Here is a 20509-nt window from a genome sequence, read left to right as displayed (position 1 = left end):
AATATTGGAAATAGCAATTGCCGTAAGTATAGTTATAGCAGCAATCTTCATATTTTATAGAAGCGCAAAGAAAAAAACATCGGGAGATTGCGACTGTGGAAGCTGTACTTCTCATTGCCCGCTTTACGAAGATAAGAAGACAAATCAAAAGAAATCATGAAGAAAATGCCTATAAGGAGCATTTAGCCTTTATAGGCATTTTAGGATATGTAAACAGCTAAAAAAGAGGCAAATAAAAATCAAAAAATACCAAGAAAAATTTCAAAAAATATATTGTGAATCCTTAAAAATTATGTTATATTTTAAAAGTTATAATTATAGCGATTACGTGTATAAGTATGACAGTAATTTATAAAACTTCTTGACCGGTTTTTAAAAACCGGTGGGGGTTTTTCTTTTTTGAAAAAGTATATAAAGAAGGAGCTGTTAAGGTGTGACAGGAGAGGTTTTTGTTCAGCTGATAAATGTATGTAAAAGTTTTGATCGAGAGGAAGCAGTATTAAAGAACCTGAACCTTGAGATAAAAAAGGGACAATTCTTAACCTTATTAGGACCTAGTGGTTGCGGAAAGACCACAACACTAAGATCGATCGCTGGCTTTGAAACTCCGACCAGCGGTGAAATAATTATTGATAATGATAATGTAACGCAAAGCTCACCTCATGAGAGATGTGTGAATACTGTATTTCAAAATTATGCGTTATTTCCGCACATGAATATTTTTGACAACATTGCATTCGGCTTAAAGATGAAAAAGCTGCCGAAGATGGAAATCAAAGATAGGGTATTTGAGATGTTGAAAATGGTTCAACTGGAGGGTTATGAAAATAGGATGCCGTCTCAATTGAGCGGCGGGCAGATGCAGCGTGTTGCTATTGCAAGAGCTGTGATAAATAACCCAAAGGTTTTGCTTCTTGATGAACCTCTTGGAGCACTTGATCTAAAACTTCGCAAGCAGATGCAGCTTGAACTGAAGCGTCTTCAAAGGAAGCTTGGCATTACCTTTATATTTGTAACCCATGATCAGGAGGAAGCGCTGACTATGTCGGACAGCATAGTGGTTATGAATAAGGGGGTAATTGAGCAAGCAGGCACACCTGAAGAGCTCTATGAAAGGCCAAAGACTAAGTTCGTAGCTGACTTTTTAGGAGAGACCAATATTCTTGAAGGAGAAGTAGTAAAAATTAAGGAGACAGAGGTGCTCCTAAACCTTGAGCAAGAACAGGATATAATAAGAATTCCCAATCTGAATTACGATTTTGGAGATAAATTTACCGTTTCTGTCAGACCGGAAAGGATCAAGATAAAATCCGCCCCGGAAGAAGGAGACGTTTGGCTCCAGTGCAGGATAAAAGAAAAGGTATATTCAGGTTTTGTAATAAAGACTATTGCAACGACTAGGAATGGAAAAGAGATTGTCGTAAATGAGCCTATTGAGCAAAGAAGCAGCTTTGGTGCAAAAGAAGATATATTTGTTACATGGAAGCCTGAACACTCCATTGTTATCAAGGCATAGGAGGGAAGGGCTATGAAAAAGAAATTTGTTTTAAAGAATTTGCTGCGCTCGCTGAAGGGCACGCTGGGCATTACAGCCACAATACTGCCTGCAGCTCTCTGGATGCTTGGATTCTTTGTGATGCCCCTTATTTTGATAGTTGCAGTAAGCTTTTGTACAAGGGGAGAAGTGGGAGATATAGTATACAGCTTTACATTGAAAAACTATGCGAAGCTGATCAATCCTCTGTATATAAGCATATTTATTAAATCTATGGCAATCGCTCTGTTTACTACCATGCTTTGCTTGGTATTCGGCTATCCGTTTGCATTTATAGTTGCCAAGGCCAATAAGAAGATAAAGCCTTTGCTTTTAGTATTGATTATGCTGCCTTTTTGGACAAATTCATTGGTCAGGACCTATGCGATGATTGTATTGCTGCGCACCGAGGGAATTATTAATACAATGCTCAGATATTTCAGCTTGATAAATGAGCCTCTCCAGCTCATGTATAACAATACGGCTGTTATGATAGGCATGCTTTATATGATGTTTCCCTTTATGGTGCTTCCTCTGTATGCTTCCATCGAGAAGCTGGACATGAGGCTGCTTGAGGCTGCAGACGACCTTGGGGCCAAACCGCTGAACAAGTTCCTGCAGGTAACGCTTCCCCTTACAAAGGGAGGGATATTGTCAGGCTCTCTTCTGGTATTTGTCCCTACATTAGGACTGTTTTTTATAACAGATCTGATGGGAGGAAGCAAGGTTGTCCTCATGAGCAACTTGATCAAAAATCAATTCCTGACGGCCAGGGATTGGCCATTTGGTTCGGCTATATCCGTAATCTTGATAATAGTGATGATTGTTATGATTGACCTCTATATCAGGCAGGGTGGAAAAATAGATAAAAAGGCGGTGTTATAGTTATGAAAATAAAAAAAGGAAATATTATAAAACCGCTTTATATTTTTTTAGTTTTTATGTTTCTTTATATTCCCATTATGGTGCTTATAGCATTTTCCTTCAATGAGTCAAAGCTTAACGTGGTGTGGACCGGTTTTACTTTCAAATGGTATGAAAGCCTGCTGCACAACGAAGGAATATTGGAAGCAGTTAAAAATTCCTTTGTTGTAGCAATAATCAGTACCGTGATATCCGTGGTAATCGGCACTTTGACCGCGATTGGTTTATACAAGTATAAATTTAAGGGAAAGAATGTTCTGGACGCCATATTGAATATTCCGTTGATCATTCCGGAGATAGTCATGGGTATATCACTTTTGGCGTTCTTCTCGATCGTAAAGCTGCCCTTGGGCAAGGTTTCTCTGATAATTGCCCATGTGACCTTCAGCATAGCCTATGTAGTAGCAGTGGTAAAAACCAGGCTGGAGGGCTATGATAAGTCTGTGGAAGAAGCGGCATCGGATTTAGGAGCTACTCCACTGAAAGTGTTTTTCAATGTTACATTGCCGATTATTATGCCGGGTGTTATAGCCGGAGGGTTCCTTGCTTTTACGTTATCTTTGGACGATGTGATAATAAGCTTCTTTGTTGCAGGGCCGGGGAGTGTAACCCTTCCCTTGAAGGTATTTTCAATGGTGAAATTTGGTGTAACTCCAGAAATAAATGCTCTTTCAACCATTATAATGGTACTGACATTGGTAATATTGGGATTGTCTCTAGCCCTCAGAAATGTCAACCTGAATATGAAAAGGATAGGAGTAATATTGACCGTGATAGCATTGGCGGTGAGCAGCACTGGATACGGTATATGGGCCTTTGCTAAGGATAGTGAGAAGCCTCAGCAGGTCATAAATATATTCAACTGGTCTGAGTATTTACCCCAATCAGTAATTGATAAATTTGAGCAAACATACAATATCAAGGTTAACTACAGCACCTTCTCCTCAAACGAAGAAATGCTTGCCAAGCTTATGGCAGGCGGAGGGAAATATGATCTTGCAGTTGCCAGTGACTTTATGGTTGAAATTCTGAAGAAGCAAAGCCTGATCCTTAAGGTAAATAAAGATAATCTGCCCAATTTTAAAAATATTGGTCCGCAGTTTTTAGGTCTTCCATTTGACAGGGATAATGAGTACAGTATACCATATATGTGGCTGGCAGGAATAATTGCCTATGACAGTTCCAAGATACCTGAGGGAATGATAACCAGCTATGCTGATCTTTGGAGGCCGGAGCTGAAAAACTCCCTCACAGTATTGGATGATCAAAGAGCAATAATAGGCATCACCCTTAAAAAGCTTGGATACCCATTGAATGAGACGAACCCTGCCGCATTGGCAAAGGCGAAGGAAGAGTTGAAGAAGCTTCAAAAGAATATAAAAGCCTATGACAGTGACAGCCCTAAAACCAGCTTGATAAACGGGGAATCTAAGGTGATTTTTGCCTGGGGTGCCGAAGGCAGCCTTGCCCGAAGAGAGAATCCCAATGTAAGATATGTGATCCCTAAAGAGGGATTATTCCTCCAGCAGGATAATTTTGTGATTCCTAAGGATGCAAAGAATATAAAAGCGGCAGAGCTGTTTATGAATTTTATAATGGAGCCTGAGATAAGTGCGGAGATATCCCTGCACTTCCCCTATGGCAATCCGAATATTGAAGCTTATCCGTATATAGATAAGGATATAATGGAAGATATCTCGGTATATCCTCCTGAAGAGGAGCTTAAAAAAGGAGAATATCTGAAAGATATCGGAGATGCAGTGATAATTTTTGATAAGATATGGTCTGAAGTCAAGCAGTAGTCAACCTGCTGTAAAAATACAATGCTGCCCTCGTAATATACGAGGGCAGCATTGTATTTTTGTCAGGTCTGTATTTGTTTGTTAAGCACATCATAATCTTTTTTTATAAGAATATATATCATTTATAAAGAGAAGTAAGGGCGAATCATTCAAATTCTTATGTTTTTTGATTAGAGAATAAGGAGTGATACAGTGCAGTTATATGAACAAATCAAGAACAGACATTTTCCTCTATCTGTGATAGGCCTGGGATATGTAGGTATTCCTCTGGCAGTAGCCTTTGCTAAAAAAACAGAGGTAATAGGCTTTGATATTGACCGCAATAAAATACAGTTATATAAGCAAGGGATAGATGCTACTCGAGAAGTAGGCAATCAGGCAATAACCGAATCTAATATATACTTTACATCAGATGAAAGAATGCTGCAAAAATCCAAATTTCATATCATTGCCGTACCTACACCGATTAATAAAGACAAGACGCCAAACCTTAAGCTAATTGAAGATGCAAGCAAATTGGTAGGTCGAAACTTAACCAGGGGTTCCATCGTTGTATATGAGTCTACGGTATATCCCGGAGTTACGGAAGAGTTATGCATACCTTTGCTGGAAAAGGATTCGGCACTTAAATGTGGTATAGATTTCAAGGTTGGCTATTCTCCCGAAAGAATAAATCCTGGAGATAAGCTTCATAGGGTAGAAAATATTGTAAAGATTGTTTCCGGAATAGATGATGAAGCTCTAGAAGATATTGCAGAGGTCTATGAACTGGTCATAGAAGCAGGAGTATACAGGGCAGAAAGCATTAAAGTTGCTGAAGCGGCTAAAGTGATAGAAAATGCTCAACGAGATATTAATATCGCCTTCATGAATGAATTGTCCATTATTTTTGACAAGCTTAATATAGATAATCAATCAGTATTAAGAGCAGCCAGGACAAAATGGAATTATATAGATTTTGTACCCGGACTAGTTGGAGGACACTGTATTGGAGTAGATCCCTATTATCTGACATATAAGGCGGAGATTATTGGATATCACTCACAAATCATTCTTTCAGGGAGACGCATTAATGACTATATGGGTAAATATATTGCAGAGAACACAGTAAAGCATCTTATTAAAGCTGATAAGCAGATAAAAGGTGCTAGGGTAGCTATTATGGGAATTACATTTAAAGAAAATTGCCCGGATGTAAGAAATTCTAAAGTAATAGATATCATTAGAGAATTGCATGAATATGATGTAGAAGTGGAAGTTTCAGACCCTATAGCAAATGAGTATGAAGTTCTAAATGAGTATAATATCCAGCTAAAGAAATTGGAGGATATAAATCTAATGGATGCTGTCATATTTGCTGTAAAGCATGGAGCATACGAAAATATAAAACTGGAACATTTAAGAAATATTTTTATTAATAAACCAGTGATTATAGATGTAAAGAGGATATTTAATAAAAAAAATGCTGAAGATATGGGCTTTATTTATTGGGGGTTATAATATAAATCATTTATATGAGGGTTTCTATGAAGATTATTGAATTATGCGCTATAGATCAAACCATGAAAATTTTCCTTAGCTCTTTAAACCAGGGGCTGGTTGATCAAGGCTTTGATTTAATCTGCACTTGTTCCAAAGGTCCATATACAGAAGAATTAATAAGAAAAGGCTTCAACGTTATCAACATACCGATTGAAAGAAATATAAAACTGTACTCAAGCATAAGATCTGTCTTTAGGCTATATAAATTATTTAAAAGTGAGAGACCAGATATATTGCATGTGCACACACCTATTGCATCAGTCCTTGGAAGGATAGCAGCCAAATTTGCAAAAGTACCTATTATTATTTATACAGCTCACGGCTTTTATTTTCATGACAATATGGCACCGATAAAATACAAATTATTTTTAAATATTGAAAAATATATGGCTAAGTATTTTACTGATTATATTTTTACTCAGAGTGAAGAGGACAGATTAACAGCAATAAAAAATGGTTTTATAGATGGAAGAAAAATTGAGTGCATCGGAAATGGTATAGATGTGTTTGGTAAATTCAATCCTGAAAATATAGATCATGAAAGCATCAGAAGTTTATATGAGAAATTTAATCTTACTAAAGAAAATATCATCATCACCTTTATAGGGCGCTTAGTGAAAGAAAAGGGGATTATGGAGCTGCTTGAGGCTTTCTGCAGCATTGATAATGAAAATATTAAGCTGCTTGTAGTAGGGGATATTGATCAAGGCTGCAGAGATGAAAAAACTAAAAACCTGATAGCTAGTAAATACAAGGATAATCAAAACATCATATTTACAGGGTTCAGAGAGGATATAAACAACCTCCTTTATATCACTGACATATTCTGTTTACCCTCTTATCGTGAAGGTATGCCCAGGACTATCATAGAAGCTATGTCTATGGAATGTGCAGTTGTAGCCACGAATATAAGAGGCTGCAGAGAAGAAATAACGGACGGGGAGACGGGCTTTTTAGTAAAGCTCCAGTCAGTATATCACATTCAGAATAAGTTAGAAATATTGATTCAAAACAAGGATCTACTAAATAACATGAAAGTTGAGGGGAGAAAGAAAGCAGAAAAACATTATGATGAAAAGCAAATAGTGGATAAGCAGATAAATATCATTAATAGATTATATGAGGGTTATAAAAACAAAGAAACAATTTAGGGGGATATATGAGTATTAGCGAAGCAATATTCCAAAAAGGTATTTTTGTATTGAGCTTAGATGTTGAATTATGCTGGGGAACAGTTGATAAACCTGATGAACTAAAAAAGAATAAAAGATACTATGAACAAGCTAGAGATTGTATAGAAAAGATTTTAATGTTGCTTAAAGAATATAACATATCTGCTACATGGGCTGTAGTTGGGCATTTATTTCTTGAAGAGTGCGATTCAATCAACGGGCAAAAGCATTCAAATATACCAAGAAGTACATACCCTTGGTATTCAAAAGATTGGTTTGAAGAATCTCCCTGTACTAACCATAAGAAAGATCCTCTATGGTATGGTCAGGATATCATACAAAAGATAATCAACTGCAGAGTCAAGCAGGAAATTGGCTGCCATAGTTTTGCACACATACCTTATGGAGATAAAAACACTGAAAGGGCTACTGTTCGAGCTGATCTTGCAAATTGCATTTGCGAAGCAGAGAAACATGATTTAAAGCTAAGAAGCTTTGTATTTCCAAGAAATGATGTAGGATATATTGATGAGCTAAACAGCTTTGGATTTAAAGCTTATAGGGGTGCAGAGCCTTCATGGTATAAGGCTTTTCCCAAAAAGATAAGAAAAGCTTGTCATATGATAGATCAATTTTTAGCCATATCCCCTCCTGTTAGTATACCGGAATACAAGCAGGGGCTGTACAATATACCGGCCTCCATGTTCTATCTTCCAATGAACGGATTTAGAAGTTTGATACCGTTAAGATTTAGAATATACAAAGCAAAAAAAGGGATTAGAAAGGCAATCCAGGACAAAAAAGTATTTCATTTGTGGTTTCATCCTTTCAATATAGCTACCAATCAAGAAAAACTTTTATATGGATTAGAGGAAATATTTAAAGAAGTACAATCAAAGAGAGAGAATGGAGAGTTGGAAACGAGAAGCATGGGTGAGCTAGTTGATTTATTGAACGAGACTTCATTCAGTGCTAAATTTGTATCAAAGGAATGGTGGCAGTGGAAATAAAGGTTATTGACAGCATTGATGAACTCACGCTTTATAAGACAGAGTGGGATAGTATCCTCAAAGAGATCAATAATGACATATTATTTCTTGAACTAGACTGGATTTTATTTTGGTGGAAATTCTTCGGTGACAAACACGAGCTGTTTGTACTGATGGCTTTTAATGATGATAAGATTGCAGGCATTTGCCCTCTAATGATAACAAACAAGGCAATCTATAATGAAATAAGATTTATTGGTAATAGAGAATCTAGCAGCAATGATTTTATTTTAAGAGATAAATATAGAGAAGAAGCTTTTGAATGCATATGCAATTTTCTCAGAAATTTAAATGGAAAGAATATTATTGCTTTTGACGTAATATCTGAGCGATCTGCTAATTATGCATTGCTGAATAAATATTTAAAAGTTAATAAAGTACCATTCATCTCGAAAGATGTTATAAGTTACTTTCTTAATTTAAAAGATAAAGGCTTTAAGAATCACTTTGAACATAGATTTGGTAAAAAAACCAGGCAGACAATGAATAGCAAAGAAAAAAAGCTAAAGAATCTTGGCAATCTGGCTTATAAAAGAGTCGCAACCTCTGAAATAGATGAGGTGTTTGAGATACATGAAAAGAGATGGTTGAGGAAAGTAGGCAATAGCAGTTTTTCAAAGGGAGGAACTAAAGAATTTTATAAAGAACTGGCTTCAAACAAAAATATGAAATTTAATATAAACGTAGATGCTATTACATTAAATAATAGAATTATTAGTTTCATGTACGGATTTGAATATAACAATAAATATTTATTCATCAGAATTGCCCATGATGATGACTTTTATTTTTTAAGCCCCGGTGAATTGGTATTTAAGAAAAAAATGGAGGAATGTTTTTCTTCCCAAATAGATGTTTTTGACTTTGGACTAGGTTATGAACCATATAAAGCTAAATGGACCGATTATTACAAGATAGCTTATAATACAATATTGCCTTCGGACAATTTGCTATCTAGGTTAATTTTTTACATTAAATTTTGGACTAGAATAAAACTAATAATTACATTAAAAAAGAATAAAAGAATTTATAATTTTAGAAAGTATTATTTAGGAAAAATCAAATATTTATTTACCAGTAAAAATATTTCGGATAAAATTACGAAAATAAAGAGAGCAGTAGAGCGTGATGGACTATTATCAATTATTATAAAGTTTTTTATTTCTTTAACCGGTAAAATATTTAGCCATAAACAATATCTGATATTAGAAAAAAATCTTGAGAGTGTGGGACTGCCTCAAAGCAATATGCAAGTTAAAGAAGCTGCAATAGATGATTTAGACGCTCTATCAAAGGCGATGAATGAATCTCCAAGTAGTATAATAAGAAGATTTATAAATAAACACAAATGTTACATTGCTTTACATGATGGCAAGATTATTCATTATTGCTGGATAGACTGCTCAAGTATTAAAATTTCAAATATAAAATTAAGCATTTCAGTTGGGAAGTCAGAGGTACACATATATGAGGCCTTTGTAGAAAAGAAATATAAAAATAATTATGAATATATATTATCAAATGTTTTCAATCTCTTGTATAGGAACAGTTTTAGAAAATGTTATATTACTGTAAATAGTAGTGAAAAATCATTTGAAAATGAAATATATAAAAAAATATTCCATCCTAGCTATAAGGTATTTGAGAAAAGACTACTCCATACAGTCAAGCATAATATTGTTGAATTGAAGTTAGCAGATAAAAGCTAAATAGAGAGTAGGACACAAATGAAAAATTAAGCATATTATGTATAAGGAATAAAAGATATGTATTGAGTAGCAAGATAATCTGATTCTAGTGGGGGCTGCCATATTATGAGAGGTAAATATGCAAAATTGAATATAGACAAAACATACTTAATAACAGGTGCAGCCGGCTTTATTGGGTTTCATTTATCCAAGAGACTGCTTGATGAAGGCTGCACCGTTATAGGACTAGATAATCTCAATGAGTATTATGATGTTAATCTTAAAAAAGCAAGACTTGAGATTATTGAGAACTATGACTCATTCAAATTCATATGTGCAGATCTTCAGGACAAAGAAGCTTTAGAGAAGGTATTTATAGAAAATAAAATAGATATTGTAGTTAATATGGCTGCACAAGCAGGAGTGCGATATAGTATATCAAATCCTGATATCTATATACAATCCAATATAGTAGGTTTCTTAAATCTACTGGAGATTTGTAGACATAACAACATAGAACATTTAGTATATGCTTCTTCCAGTTCAGTGTATGGAATGAATATCAATATGCCATTCTCAGTGCATCATAATGTAGATCATCCAATAAGTCTGTATGCTGCCACCAAAAAGTCAAACGAACTCATGGCACACACCTATAGCCATCTATATGAGCTGCCGACAACTGGCCTTAGGTTTTTTACCGTATATGGCCCCTGGGGAAGGCCTGACATGGCACTATTTTTATTTACAGATGCAATAATAAATGATAGGCCTATTAAGGTGTTTAACAATGGAAAAATGAAAAGGGATTTCACATATATAGATGATATTGTGGAGGGGGTAGTAAGCTTATTAAACAAGCCTCCAAAACCAAATAAGGAATGGAATATGCATATGGCAGACCCTGGAACCAGCAGTGCACCCTACAGAATATACAACATAGGAAATAATAGACCTGTAGATTTAATGGAATTCATAGAGACTATAGAAGAAAAAATAGGCAAAAAGGCAAAAAAAGAATTTCTGCCGCTTCAAGATGGGGATGTGCCAATGACCTATGCCGAAGTGGATGATTTAATTAAGGATGTAGGCTTTAAGCCTGAAACAAATATTAATATCGGGATAGGAAAGTTTGTTGAATGGTACAAAGAATATTATCAGAGGTAGTATATGAAATATGATATTGATATTAACAATAAAAAGGTATTGAGCGGCAAGATAATATTATTTCTGTTCTGTTTATATTTCATACTTAAACCATTCTACTTTTGGGCCAGCGGGTTACCGCAGGTCTCTGATGCCATATTATTGATTATGATAGTCATTTATTTATTTAAGGACAGATTTATCATCAGTTTTTCAAACAAATCTAAAATATTTATCTGTACCAGCTTGATATCTGTGTTATATGTAATATTCGTAAATACCATATGGTCATTAATACTTAATGGAAATTTAGAAATTTTCACAGCATCTGCGTTTTATATATATAACTTTCTTGCAAGCGTGATGGTTTTGATGCTATACCATGAATACCAAGATGTTTTCTTTAATTATATGTACAAATCAATTCTGATATCTATTTTTATGCAGTTAGCTATCTACTTAGCTAGCGGCGGATTTGATGGAACGAGATCACTAGGTTTTTTTAATAATCCTAATCAGCTTGGTTATCACAATCTATTAATGCTTGCATTTCTTATTATGATTAGCCAAAGAAAAAAGCTTAAGGCAGGGTTGTACTTGACCAGCGTATTCTCAACTCTGATTTTATGTTTTTCATCCTTGTCAAAGGCTGCCATTATTGCATATGCCGGCATGCTGTTTTACTATTCGTTTATTAAAATTATGGCGAAAACTTTTGATAAAAGAGTATTTATTTATTTGCTTATTGTTACATTGATAATATCAGCAGCATATTATTTTAATAGGGAAGTCATTGCTTCGAATCAACTTTATATTTCAGTTATGAATAGAGTTTCAACAATAGGGATGGACAGGGATGATAATTTAGCGGGAAGAGGATATTATAGATTGATACATTATCCTCAATATCTGATATTCGGCGCAGGTGAAGGTGAATACTCAAGGTTTGGATATTATATAGAGTTTCACTCAACATTAGGAAATGTATTAATGTCTTATGGTATAATTGGCCTGTTCTTATACTTGGCTTCAATCATGTTTGCCATTAAGAATAATGGATGGAAAGATGCATATATAATATTCTTTATTTTTCTATATGGGTTGACCCATAATGGCATAAGAAATACATTATTATGGATATTGGTTGCATCAATAAGCGGAGAAGATATTAATACTAATGCTGTTAAGTATAGCAGCTTAGGGAAGGAAGGCCTATTAAATGGAAGATCCGATTAATAAAAGCAGCATACAGCTTATGTCATTGAATATGATGATGGAGATGGATAGAATATGCAAAAAAAATAACTTAAAATATTATTTGGCATATGGTACCGTACTAGGAGCCGTTAGACATAAAGGCTTTATACCCTGGGACGATGATATTGATATTATAGTGGACATTGACAATTATAAAAGGTTTTGCGATATCATCCGGCATGAAATTCCAGATGATTATGTTTTATATTCTGCAGACCAAGACCTAAATTATGATTCGCTAAAAGCAAGAATTAGTCTTAGAAAATATTTTCATCATATTATTCATATTGATATATTTCCTATAGTTGGAGTGCCCAAATCTATAACAGGCCGCAAACTCTTTTGTAATATTTGTCATATTTTGTACAGATCTTATTTCGTTAAAAAAGTTAGTATCAATGTCAATTACAAAGGTAACAAAAAAAAGCGAATAATTACTTTGATAGTAAAGCTGCTGCTTAAGCCGGTACCTGCCAGATTAATAAAATTGATATTTGATAAGCTAAGCACTTTATATCATATAAAAGAATCTGACACTATTTATAATATTTGCGGTTGTTATGGATATAAAGAACTAATTCCAAAAGAATATTTAGGTGAACCGGTTTTCCTGGAATTTGAGGGCCTTGCCCTCCCAGTGCCGGAGAAATGGGATGCTTACCTAACCCATCTATATGGCGACTATATGACCCCGATACAAGACAATTCGTAAAAAGTTACTGAAATATAAAGATGATGGTGGTTTTATGAAAAAAGTTATAACATATGGAACCTATGACCTATTTCATGAAGGACATTATAATCTGCTTAAGAGGGCAAAGGAATTAGGTGATTATTTAATAGTAGGAGTTACTACGGAGAATTATGATAATAGCCGTGGAAAGTTAAATGTTCAAGAGAGCTTGATGAAAAGAATAGAAAATGTTAAGAATAGTGGCTTTGCTGATGAAATAATTGTAGAAGAATATGAAGGGCAAAAGGTTAATGATATCCAAAAATATAATATTGATGTTTTTGCAATTGGCTCAGATTGGTTAGGTAAATTTGATTACCTCAAAGAGTATTGCGACGTGATCTATTTAGAAAGAACAAAAGGAATATCAAGCACTCAATTAAGAGCCGATAAATATGGAATTATTAAGCTAGGCATAGTTGGATGCGGAAGAATTGCTCAAAGACTTATCTCAGAAGCTAAGTTCGTTAGCGGTGTAAATGTTGAAGGAGCATATGAAGCTGATGAGAGTTCACTCAAGTACTTTACTAAAAAAAATGAATTGGCTTTTTTCTCTATAAATTTCGATGAATTTCTTGATAAGGTAAATGCTGTCTATATAACAACTTCCTATATTACTCATTATGATTATGTAAAAAGAGCGCTGGGAAAAGGGAAACATGTATTATGTGATAAACCTATGGCTTTATCAGTTAAAGAAACAGATGAACTTTATACGCTAGCAAGAGACAAGAAATGCGTACTTTTAGAGGCGATAGAAACCGCATATTTCCCAGGGTTTTTAAGGCTGATAAGTGTTGCTAAAACAGGATTGATAGGCAGTATAAAAAATATTGATGTAACAATTACAAGATCAGATATAAACGCTGCGGTAAAGAGTGTAATGGAGCTAGCATCATATCCCTTATTAGCAATAATTAAAATATTAGGTGAAAACATAGAGAAGGTTGGGTTCTATTCTTATTGGGACAGTGAAAAAGAGTTAGATTTATTTACTAAAATCAATTTAAAATATAAGGATGCTATTGCAACCGTAAAGATAGGTTCAGGGGTAAAATCTGAAGGAGACCTTATTATTTCAGGAACAAAAGGGTATATATATGTACCGGCTCCATGGTGGAAGACAGAGTATTTTGAAATACGTTTTGATAATTTCGCTAATAACAAGAAGCATTATTATAAATTAGAAGGCTATGGATTAAGATATGAATTAGCTGAGTTTATATCAATGATAAATAATAAAGAATTAACAACATACAAATTGAATCAAAATGAATCGGTTAAAATTGCTTGGATTATTGAAAGGTTTAGAAATAAAGAAAATGTGTGCAGCATCTGATATTTAAAATAAGCTAACCATGGTAAGCATAAACTTTAAGGGGGATTAGTAATGGAGCAAATTAATATTATAGAGCTGTTATTGATCCTTAGAAAAAGGTTTTGGTTTATTGCCGTATTTGTTGTTACATTTGCTGTAATAAGCGGGCTTATAAGCTTTTTTATTGTAGAACCGGAATATCAAACATATACAACCTTAGTTATTGGAAGAATAGGTGACTATAAGGAAAAGGTTGAGTATGAAGATGTGCTGCTAAATCAAAAGCTGGTTTCTACCTATGGTGAAATTGCGAAAAGCAAAATGGTAGCAAGGGAGTTAATATCGAACTTGGGATTGAGTTATACCGATGAAGAGCTAGATAAAAAAATTGAAGTAGCAATAATAAAGAGCACTGAGATAATTAAGATAACAGTAAAAGATAAGGATGGTGGAGTTGCTGCTCGTATTGCCGACGAGCTTGCCAGAGTGTTTATAAAGAACATTGTTAATGTGATGAAGATAAGAAACATACAAGTAGTCGACAAAGCTGTAGTACCGTTAAAGCCTTATAAACCTAAACCAGTTATTAATATGGCGATTGCATCAGTTTTAGGGAGCATGTTAGGTATCATTTCTGTATTTGCTTATGAGAATTTTGACAACACTATAAAAACCACTGATGATATAGAGAAAAATCTAGGTCTACCTATCATTGGCATCATACCAAAGATTACATAAATCAATCAGCTTGCCTGACAATCACATAGCTTTATCCCTGAATATATTGTATCAAAGCTATTATTGTTAGAAATATATATAACATATACAAGTGTATATTTTTGTGAGCAGAGTATGCGGGAAGAGGGATTTTCAATGAGAAGATATCTTGCTGTTTTGAGTGTAACCTTTATTACAATTCTGCTTATATGGTTTGGCAACAGGTTTGGTTATCAAGGCCATCCAAACTTTACAGCTGAGATATACGAATATATTAATAAAAGCGATGCAGGCTCTAACAATTTAAGTGCTTATAAAAAGTCGATAATAGACAGCAAAAGGAAAAACCTGCTAGTCCTTGGCATAGAGGGTAAGGCAAGAACAGATGTTATTATATTTTTAAGTCTTGATCCAAAATATAATAACTTAGATATAATATCTATACCAAGGGACACATATTATTATGAAAAAGGATATGAAAGAGGTGATCAAAGAAAAATAAATGCAGCCTATGGAAGAAAAAAGGAAAAAGGAAGCATGGAAGCAGTAGAGAAGATACTTGGAGGTTTACCTATAAATAATTATATTGCTATAGAATACGAAGGAGTAGAGGCTTTAATAGATACTTTAGGAGGAATAGAGATAGAGGTTCCATGCCATATGGAGGTTGGAGGAATAGAAATAAATGAAGGGCTGCAAAAATTAGATGGGAAGCAAGCTCTCCAATTCTTAAGATTCAGAAAAGGATATAGAGATGGGGATTTAGGGCGAATTAAAGTGCATCAGAAGTTTATTGATGAAGCTATAAATAAATTCTTGAGTTCAAGCTTTTTAGAAATTATAAAAGCTGGCTATGGTTCAATAAAAACAGATATGTCATTGGAGGAAGCAATAGCATACGCCAAACAACTGAAAGGAATAAAAGAAGAAAATATATCAATGAGGATTCTACCGGGAAAAGCGGAATACAAAGAGTTTGGAGGCAAAAACTGGTCATTTTATTTTCATGATCCAATTGAGACAAAGGCACTTATCAAAACTATTTTTTACGTTTATAAAAAAAATATTTTAGAAATGGAATAATTAAAGCACTTAATATTTCATATATTTATTCTGTTAAGGGAGTAAGCCTTTATGTGTACGGTATTAGTCACAGGAGGGGCAGGTTTTATAGGATCTGCTGTTGTTGATCTGCTATTATCAAATGGTCATAAGGTTGTTGTAGTGGACAATTTATCAAATGGCAATATGGATAACGTGAACAAAGCTTCAACATATTATAATATGGATATAACTGATTTGAAGCTATCCAAAATTTTTGAGATTGAAAGGCCTCAGTATGTCATTCATGCGGCAGCCCAAATCAATGTTGAGAAATCAATACAGGATCCGATTTCTGATGCAAATATAAACATTATGGGCTCCATAAATATTCTGGAATGCTGCAGGAGAAGCGGAGTTCAGAAAATAATCTATTCATCAACTGCTGCAGTATACGGTAATCCATTATATCTGGGGATAGATGAAATGCATGAGTTAAACCCTATCTCATTTTACGGAATATCTAAATATATTACAGAACGGTATATAAAATTGTTTAATGCTCTCTATGGGTTGAAATATACAATACTCAGATATTCCAATGTATATGGAATACGCCAGGGCATTTCAGGGGAAGGTGGAGTTATACCGTGCTTTATCATGCATATGTTAAAGGGCGAAGAACCAACGATTTATGGCAATGGCGACCAGACTAGAGATTTTATTTATGTTGATGACGTTGCCAGAGCTAACATTCTTGCATTGGAAAAGGGTGATAATGAAATATTTAATATAGGCACCGGAATAGAAGTAAGTATTAATGATTTATTAAAATCCTTAAGCAGTATAATTGGAGACTGTATTCCTTTATACAAGAAAGAAAAGAAAGGAGATATTAGGTATTGCTATTTTGACATTAGAAAATCATCAGGTATATTAGGGTGGGAGCCTGAATATATGTTAAAAGAAGGTTTGGAGAATACAATTCAATGGTATTCAAAGCTTCTTGCTTAAAATAGTTTTCCAATAGGATAGTATTGGGGCAGATAAAATGCTTAATGAAAGTAAAAGAATATTAATAATAATGCTTATAGCAATATCAGCTAAAGTTCTTGGTTTTGTTAGAGAAATAGCAATGGCATCAGTATTTGGAGCAACCTCATATACTGATGCTTACTTAATTGCAACCACGATTCCTTTGGTTGTATTTGCAAGCATGGGCGAGTCACTAAGCACCACTTTTATTCCTATGTATTCATATATCGCTGAGAAAAAAAATAAAGATGAAGCGCTGAAGTTTATGAATAATGTTCTAAACTTAATAGTGCTGATAACGGTGATATTAAGCGTATTTGGGGTAATATTCACAAGGCCTTTGGTAAGTATTTTTGCAATTGGCTTTAAAGGAGAAACATTAGAATTAGCAGTAAGCTTTACAAATATATTGCTGCCGGGAATAATTCTTATTGGTATAAATTATGTTTTTACAGGATTTTTACAAGCAAACAAAAATTTTTATGTGACAGCATTTATAGCATTTCCTAAAAATATCGTTATAATCTTATCTACGGTATTAAGTTTTTTTTGGAATAAAAGCATATTAGCATACGGAACGTTGCTTGGAATAGCAAGCCAGTTGGCTTATCAATTATATTTTGCTTTGAAGGGTGGATATACATATAAAATTCAAAGAAAACTCATTGATAGTGATATAAAAAATTTAGGATACTTAATTATACCTGTTTTTTTGGGCATGACTGTGCAGCAGTTGAATGTTCTTATTGACAAGACATTAGCATCAACATTAAGCGAAGGCAGCATAGCTGCTCTTAATTTCGCCGACAAGCTGGGCTCATTCGTATTTGGAATTTTTACAGCACCTTTAGTAATGGTTATATATACTATTATATCTCAATTAGCTGCAAAAGAGGATTGGAAGGCTTTTTATGATACAATTCAAAAGTCTGTAAGCTTTATGTTGCTGCTTTTGATACCTGTTTCTATAGGAGCAATGTGCCTTAGCACTCCTGTAGTTAAAGCTTTATTTCAAAGGGGCTATTTTGATGAGCGAGCTACTCACAACACCGCTATTGCCCTGTTTTATTACTCTATAGGGATAACGGCGTCCGGCCTTAGAATCGTATTATCGAAAGCATTCTACTCTTTGCAGGATACTAAAACACCGATGTTTAATGGATTTATTGCAATAATTGTAAATATATTTCTTAATTTCATTTTGATAAAACCTCTAGGGCACGGGGGTCTTGCTCTTGCTACCAGTATTTCATCTATTATAGGCACAATATTGCTATTTAATAATCTCAAATCTAGGATGAAATGCTTCGAAGAAAGAAAAATACTGGTTTTAATTATCAAAGCAGGTATATCCTCGCTATTCATGGCGATTGGCTTGAAAGTATCATATATTTTATTTTCACAAGCATTAGGCAGCGGATTCCTTAATGAAATTATGATTCTTTTTTCTTGTATATTATTAGGCGGCTTAATATATTTATTTTCAATTGTACTTATGAGAGTAGAAGAAGCAAGGGTTTTGATTACATATCTTAAGAATAAAACCGGTGCTATGCATTTTTTAAATAATAAGTTAGACACCTTAAAAAGATCTATTTGGCGTAGAAAGGCATTGCATAAAAATATAGCTTCTCCAAAACAACTGAAATTGCTATTGGGTGTTTCTTCACCAACAGAAGATGAAGCGTCTAAAGTTGTATATCATTTGATTTCTTCATTGCCTGCAGAAAAATATGATATAACATTAATTGCTGCAGAAGGTAGTGCTATAGTAGATAAAGCAAAGAAATTTAATGAAAACAGCTCTTCAAAGGTAAATATAGTGGTTATACCGTCGTTTGAGCTAGGTATTTCGGCATTGAGTAATTTAAAAACATTTTTCATTATATTGAAAACTATATATGTTGGAAAATTTCATATTGTTCATTTCCATAGCTTCAGATTAGGAGTATTAGGATGTATAGCAGCACGGTTGCTTAAAGTACCTAAGATACTTTTTACAGTGCATGGATGGCACATTAACGAAAGCTCTGCATATAATTTTTTTCAGAGACTTTTAGCTAAAATTACAACTAATATAATATGCGTCTCTAAATTTCATTTAAGTGTGGGAATAAACAAGAAATGGATAAACATAAAAAATGCATCTATAATTTACTATGGTATTGAAAAAAATGTATTTAGAACTCCTACATTAAGAAGAGAGTTAAAAATCAGCAAAAAAATCCCTATAATAGGCATGCTTGCTGAACTAGATGACTTTGATAGCATTGCGTACGTAATGGATATATTTAATGAGCTAAAGCAACGGGAAAACAGGTTTAAACTCATAATTATGGTTAGCAGATCTCAAGTGTATAAATGCGAAACGCGGATAAATGAGCTTGGCTTGAGTTCATATGTTAATATTATATGTCATTGCAGAGACAAATCAATGCAGATCAACGACTTTGATATTTTTTCATATTTTTCTAACAAAGAAAAAGTGCCTATTGAGGTGATTGAGGCAATGTTCGCACAAAAACCTATTATTGCAAATGGTATTGGTGCTTTATCAGAATTGGTCGAAGAAGGTAGGAACGGATATATTATTAAAGAACAGGATGTAAACACAGCGGTAAAAAATATTGAGAAACTATTAAAAAGTAATCATTTAAAAAAAGTTATGGGAAATAATGGAAAGTCCATGGCATTTAGAAAATTCAGCAAAGAAAAAATGATAAGCGAGTATGAATTACTAATGAAAATATAGTCACACTTTTACAAGAACAATATATTATGAATTAAGACAAGAGCATTACAGGTACTAAAGATTGAGCTTTTTAGTACCTTTTTATTATTTTTAAGGGGAGTTATGATGTTTATTTCTAATGAAGTGAAAAGTAATGAAGCAATTGTAATTAAAGTAGAATCCGAAAAGAAAACGCTATATTTACTATTTAAGAGATTGATGGATATTTCTATTGCATTCATTGGATTTTTATTTGCATTTTTTTTATTAATTATATTCGGAACATTGATAAAACTGGAGTCTGAGGGTCCATTCATTTACAGTCAAATAAGGGTAGGGAAGAATGGCCGACAGTTTAAAATTTATAAACTAAGATCCATGTATATTGATGCTGAAAAGAATGGGCCTCAGTGGGCACAGAAGCATGATGCCAGAGTTACCAAAATCGGCAGATGCATTAGAAAAACCAGAATAGATGAAATCCCTCAATTCATTAATATAATTAAAGGAGACATGAGCATAGTTGGGCCAAGACCTGAGAGATCATGCTTTATTGATGAGTTTTGTAAAGAAATTCCAGAATATAATTACAGATTGGCAGTTAAACCAGGATTAACAGGTTGGGCTCAAGTAAATGGGGGGTATGAGCTGACTCCTCAGGAAAAGCTGAAAAAGGACTTGTATTATATAAATAATCAGTCTATTTGGCTGGATATCAAAATTATTTTAAAGACAGTAAAGATTATATTATCTGGTTATGGAGCCAGATAAGGATTCATATAAATGTTACAAATAGCTTATTGAGATAGAGGGGATATGG

General features: G+C 33.9%; 17 protein-coding genes and 1 pseudogene. All 18 read left to right on the top strand.

What is annotated here, in order from left to right; genetic code table 11:
• Nucleotides 1–4: 4 nt before the first annotated feature.
• Nucleotides 5–70 (top strand): annotated as a pseudogene (locus tag LJD61_RS20645) (hypothetical protein); the annotation flags it as partial.
• Between the two features lie 25 nt (nt 71–95).
• Nucleotides 96–221, top strand: a complete 126-nt coding sequence (locus tag LJD61_RS20440) for a hypothetical protein (protein ID WP_255226024.1) — start codon at nt 96–98, stop codon at nt 219–221.
• Between the two features lie 212 nt (nt 222–433).
• Nucleotides 434–1516, top strand: coding sequence for an ABC transporter ATP-binding protein (locus tag LJD61_RS01735; RefSeq protein ID WP_255225763.1), 1083 nt, complete (start codon nt 434–436; stop codon nt 1514–1516).
• A gap of 12 nt (nt 1517–1528) precedes the next feature.
• On the top strand, nt 1529–2419 hold the full coding sequence (locus LJD61_RS01730; RefSeq protein WP_333783039.1) for an ABC transporter permease: 891 nt from the start codon (nt 1529–1531) through the stop codon (nt 2417–2419).
• A 2-nt stretch (nt 2420–2421) separates the two neighbouring features.
• Complete coding sequence (locus tag LJD61_RS01725; RefSeq protein ID WP_255225762.1) at nt 2422–4260, top strand: extracellular solute-binding protein; 1839 nt, start codon at nt 2422–2424, stop codon at nt 4258–4260.
• 192 nt (nt 4261–4452) lie between these two features.
• Nucleotides 4453–5760, top strand: coding sequence for a nucleotide sugar dehydrogenase (locus LJD61_RS01720; protein WP_255225761.1), 1308 nt, complete (start codon nt 4453–4455; stop codon nt 5758–5760).
• A gap of 26 nt (nt 5761–5786) precedes the next feature.
• Nucleotides 5787–6953: a glycosyltransferase family 4 protein gene (locus LJD61_RS01715; protein ID WP_255225760.1), complete on the top strand. Its 1167-nt coding sequence runs from the start codon at nt 5787–5789 to the stop codon at nt 6951–6953.
• 8 nt (nt 6954–6961) lie between these two features.
• Complete coding sequence (locus tag LJD61_RS01710) at nt 6962–7984, top strand: polysaccharide deacetylase family protein (RefSeq protein WP_255225759.1); 1023 nt, start codon at nt 6962–6964, stop codon at nt 7982–7984.
• A complete protein-coding gene (locus LJD61_RS01705; protein WP_255225758.1) occupies nt 7975–9732 on the top strand; it encodes a GNAT family N-acetyltransferase in 1758 nt (585 codons plus the stop codon). Before LJD61_RS01710 ends, LJD61_RS01705 begins: the two co-directional genes overlap by 10 nt.
• Nucleotides 9733–9837: 105 nt before the next feature.
• The gene (locus tag LJD61_RS01700) at nt 9838–10878 is read left to right on the top strand and encodes an NAD-dependent epimerase (protein ID WP_255225757.1); all 1041 of its coding nucleotides are present in this window, start codon (nt 9838–9840) and stop codon (nt 10876–10878) included.
• A gap of 537 nt (nt 10879–11415) precedes the next feature.
• Nucleotides 11416–12093, top strand: coding sequence for a hypothetical protein (locus LJD61_RS01695; RefSeq protein ID WP_255225756.1), 678 nt, complete (start codon nt 11416–11418; stop codon nt 12091–12093).
• A complete protein-coding gene (locus tag LJD61_RS01690) occupies nt 12077–12826 on the top strand; it encodes a LicD family protein (RefSeq protein ID WP_255225755.1) in 750 nt (249 codons plus the stop codon). Before LJD61_RS01695 ends, LJD61_RS01690 begins: the two co-directional genes overlap by 17 nt.
• A 34-nt stretch (nt 12827–12860) precedes the next feature.
• A complete protein-coding gene (locus tag LJD61_RS01685) occupies nt 12861–14186 on the top strand; it encodes a Gfo/Idh/MocA family oxidoreductase (RefSeq protein ID WP_255225754.1) in 1326 nt (441 codons plus the stop codon).
• A 51-nt stretch (nt 14187–14237) separates the two neighbouring features.
• Nucleotides 14238–14903: a YveK family protein gene (locus tag LJD61_RS01680; protein ID WP_255225753.1), complete on the top strand. Its 666-nt coding sequence runs from the start codon at nt 14238–14240 to the stop codon at nt 14901–14903.
• Between the two features lie 135 nt (nt 14904–15038).
• Complete coding sequence (locus tag LJD61_RS01675; RefSeq protein WP_255225752.1) at nt 15039–15965, top strand: LCP family protein; 927 nt, start codon at nt 15039–15041, stop codon at nt 15963–15965.
• Between the two features lie 51 nt (nt 15966–16016).
• Nucleotides 16017–16937 (top strand): NAD-dependent epimerase/dehydratase family protein, encoded by a 921-nt coding sequence (locus tag LJD61_RS01670; protein ID WP_255225751.1) that lies wholly within the window; start codon nt 16017–16019, stop codon nt 16935–16937.
• 37 nt (nt 16938–16974) lie between these two features.
• Complete coding sequence (gene murJ / locus LJD61_RS01665) at nt 16975–19710, top strand: murein biosynthesis integral membrane protein MurJ (RefSeq protein WP_255225750.1); 2736 nt, start codon at nt 16975–16977, stop codon at nt 19708–19710.
• 105 nt (nt 19711–19815) lie between these two features.
• Complete coding sequence (locus LJD61_RS01660; RefSeq protein WP_255225749.1) at nt 19816–20460, top strand: exopolysaccharide biosynthesis polyprenyl glycosylphosphotransferase; 645 nt, start codon at nt 19816–19818, stop codon at nt 20458–20460.
• The last annotated feature ends 49 nt before the right edge of the window (nt 20461–20509 follow it).

Source organism: Lutispora saccharofermentans, assembly GCF_024363565.1.
Lineage (GTDB): Bacteria > Bacillota > Clostridia > Lutisporales > Lutisporaceae > Lutispora > Lutispora saccharofermentans.
This window is presented reverse-complemented; position numbering and strand designations above follow the sequence as displayed.

Coding starts and splice junctions, on each gene's coding strand:
- LJD61_RS01690 (WP_255225755.1), top strand. CDS start 12,077: ATGGAAGATCCGATTAATAAAAGCAGCATACAGCTTATGTCATTGAAT.
- murJ (WP_255225750.1), top strand. CDS start 16,975: ATGCTTAATGAAAGTAAAAGAATATTAATAATAATGCTTATAGCAATA.
- LJD61_RS01670 (WP_255225751.1), top strand. CDS start 16,017: ATGTGTACGGTATTAGTCACAGGAGGGGCAGGTTTTATAGGATCTGCT.
- LJD61_RS01725 (WP_255225762.1), top strand. CDS start 2,422: ATGAAAATAAAAAAAGGAAATATTATAAAACCGCTTTATATTTTTTTA.
- LJD61_RS01680 (WP_255225753.1), top strand. CDS start 14,238: ATGGAGCAAATTAATATTATAGAGCTGTTATTGATCCTTAGAAAAAGG.
- LJD61_RS01730 (WP_333783039.1), top strand. CDS start 1,529: ATGAAAAAGAAATTTGTTTTAAAGAATTTGCTGCGCTCGCTGAAGGGC.
- LJD61_RS01710 (WP_255225759.1), top strand. CDS start 6,962: ATGAGTATTAGCGAAGCAATATTCCAAAAAGGTATTTTTGTATTGAGC.
- LJD61_RS01695 (WP_255225756.1), top strand. CDS start 11,416: ATGATTAGCCAAAGAAAAAAGCTTAAGGCAGGGTTGTACTTGACCAGC.
- LJD61_RS01715 (WP_255225760.1), top strand. CDS start 5,787: ATGAAGATTATTGAATTATGCGCTATAGATCAAACCATGAAAATTTTC.
- LJD61_RS01685 (WP_255225754.1), top strand. CDS start 12,861: ATGAAAAAAGTTATAACATATGGAACCTATGACCTATTTCATGAAGGA.
- LJD61_RS01700 (WP_255225757.1), top strand. CDS start 9,838: ATGAGAGGTAAATATGCAAAATTGAATATAGACAAAACATACTTAATA.
- LJD61_RS01660 (WP_255225749.1), top strand. CDS start 19,816: ATGTTTATTTCTAATGAAGTGAAAAGTAATGAAGCAATTGTAATTAAA.
- LJD61_RS01675 (WP_255225752.1), top strand. CDS start 15,039: ATGAGAAGATATCTTGCTGTTTTGAGTGTAACCTTTATTACAATTCTG.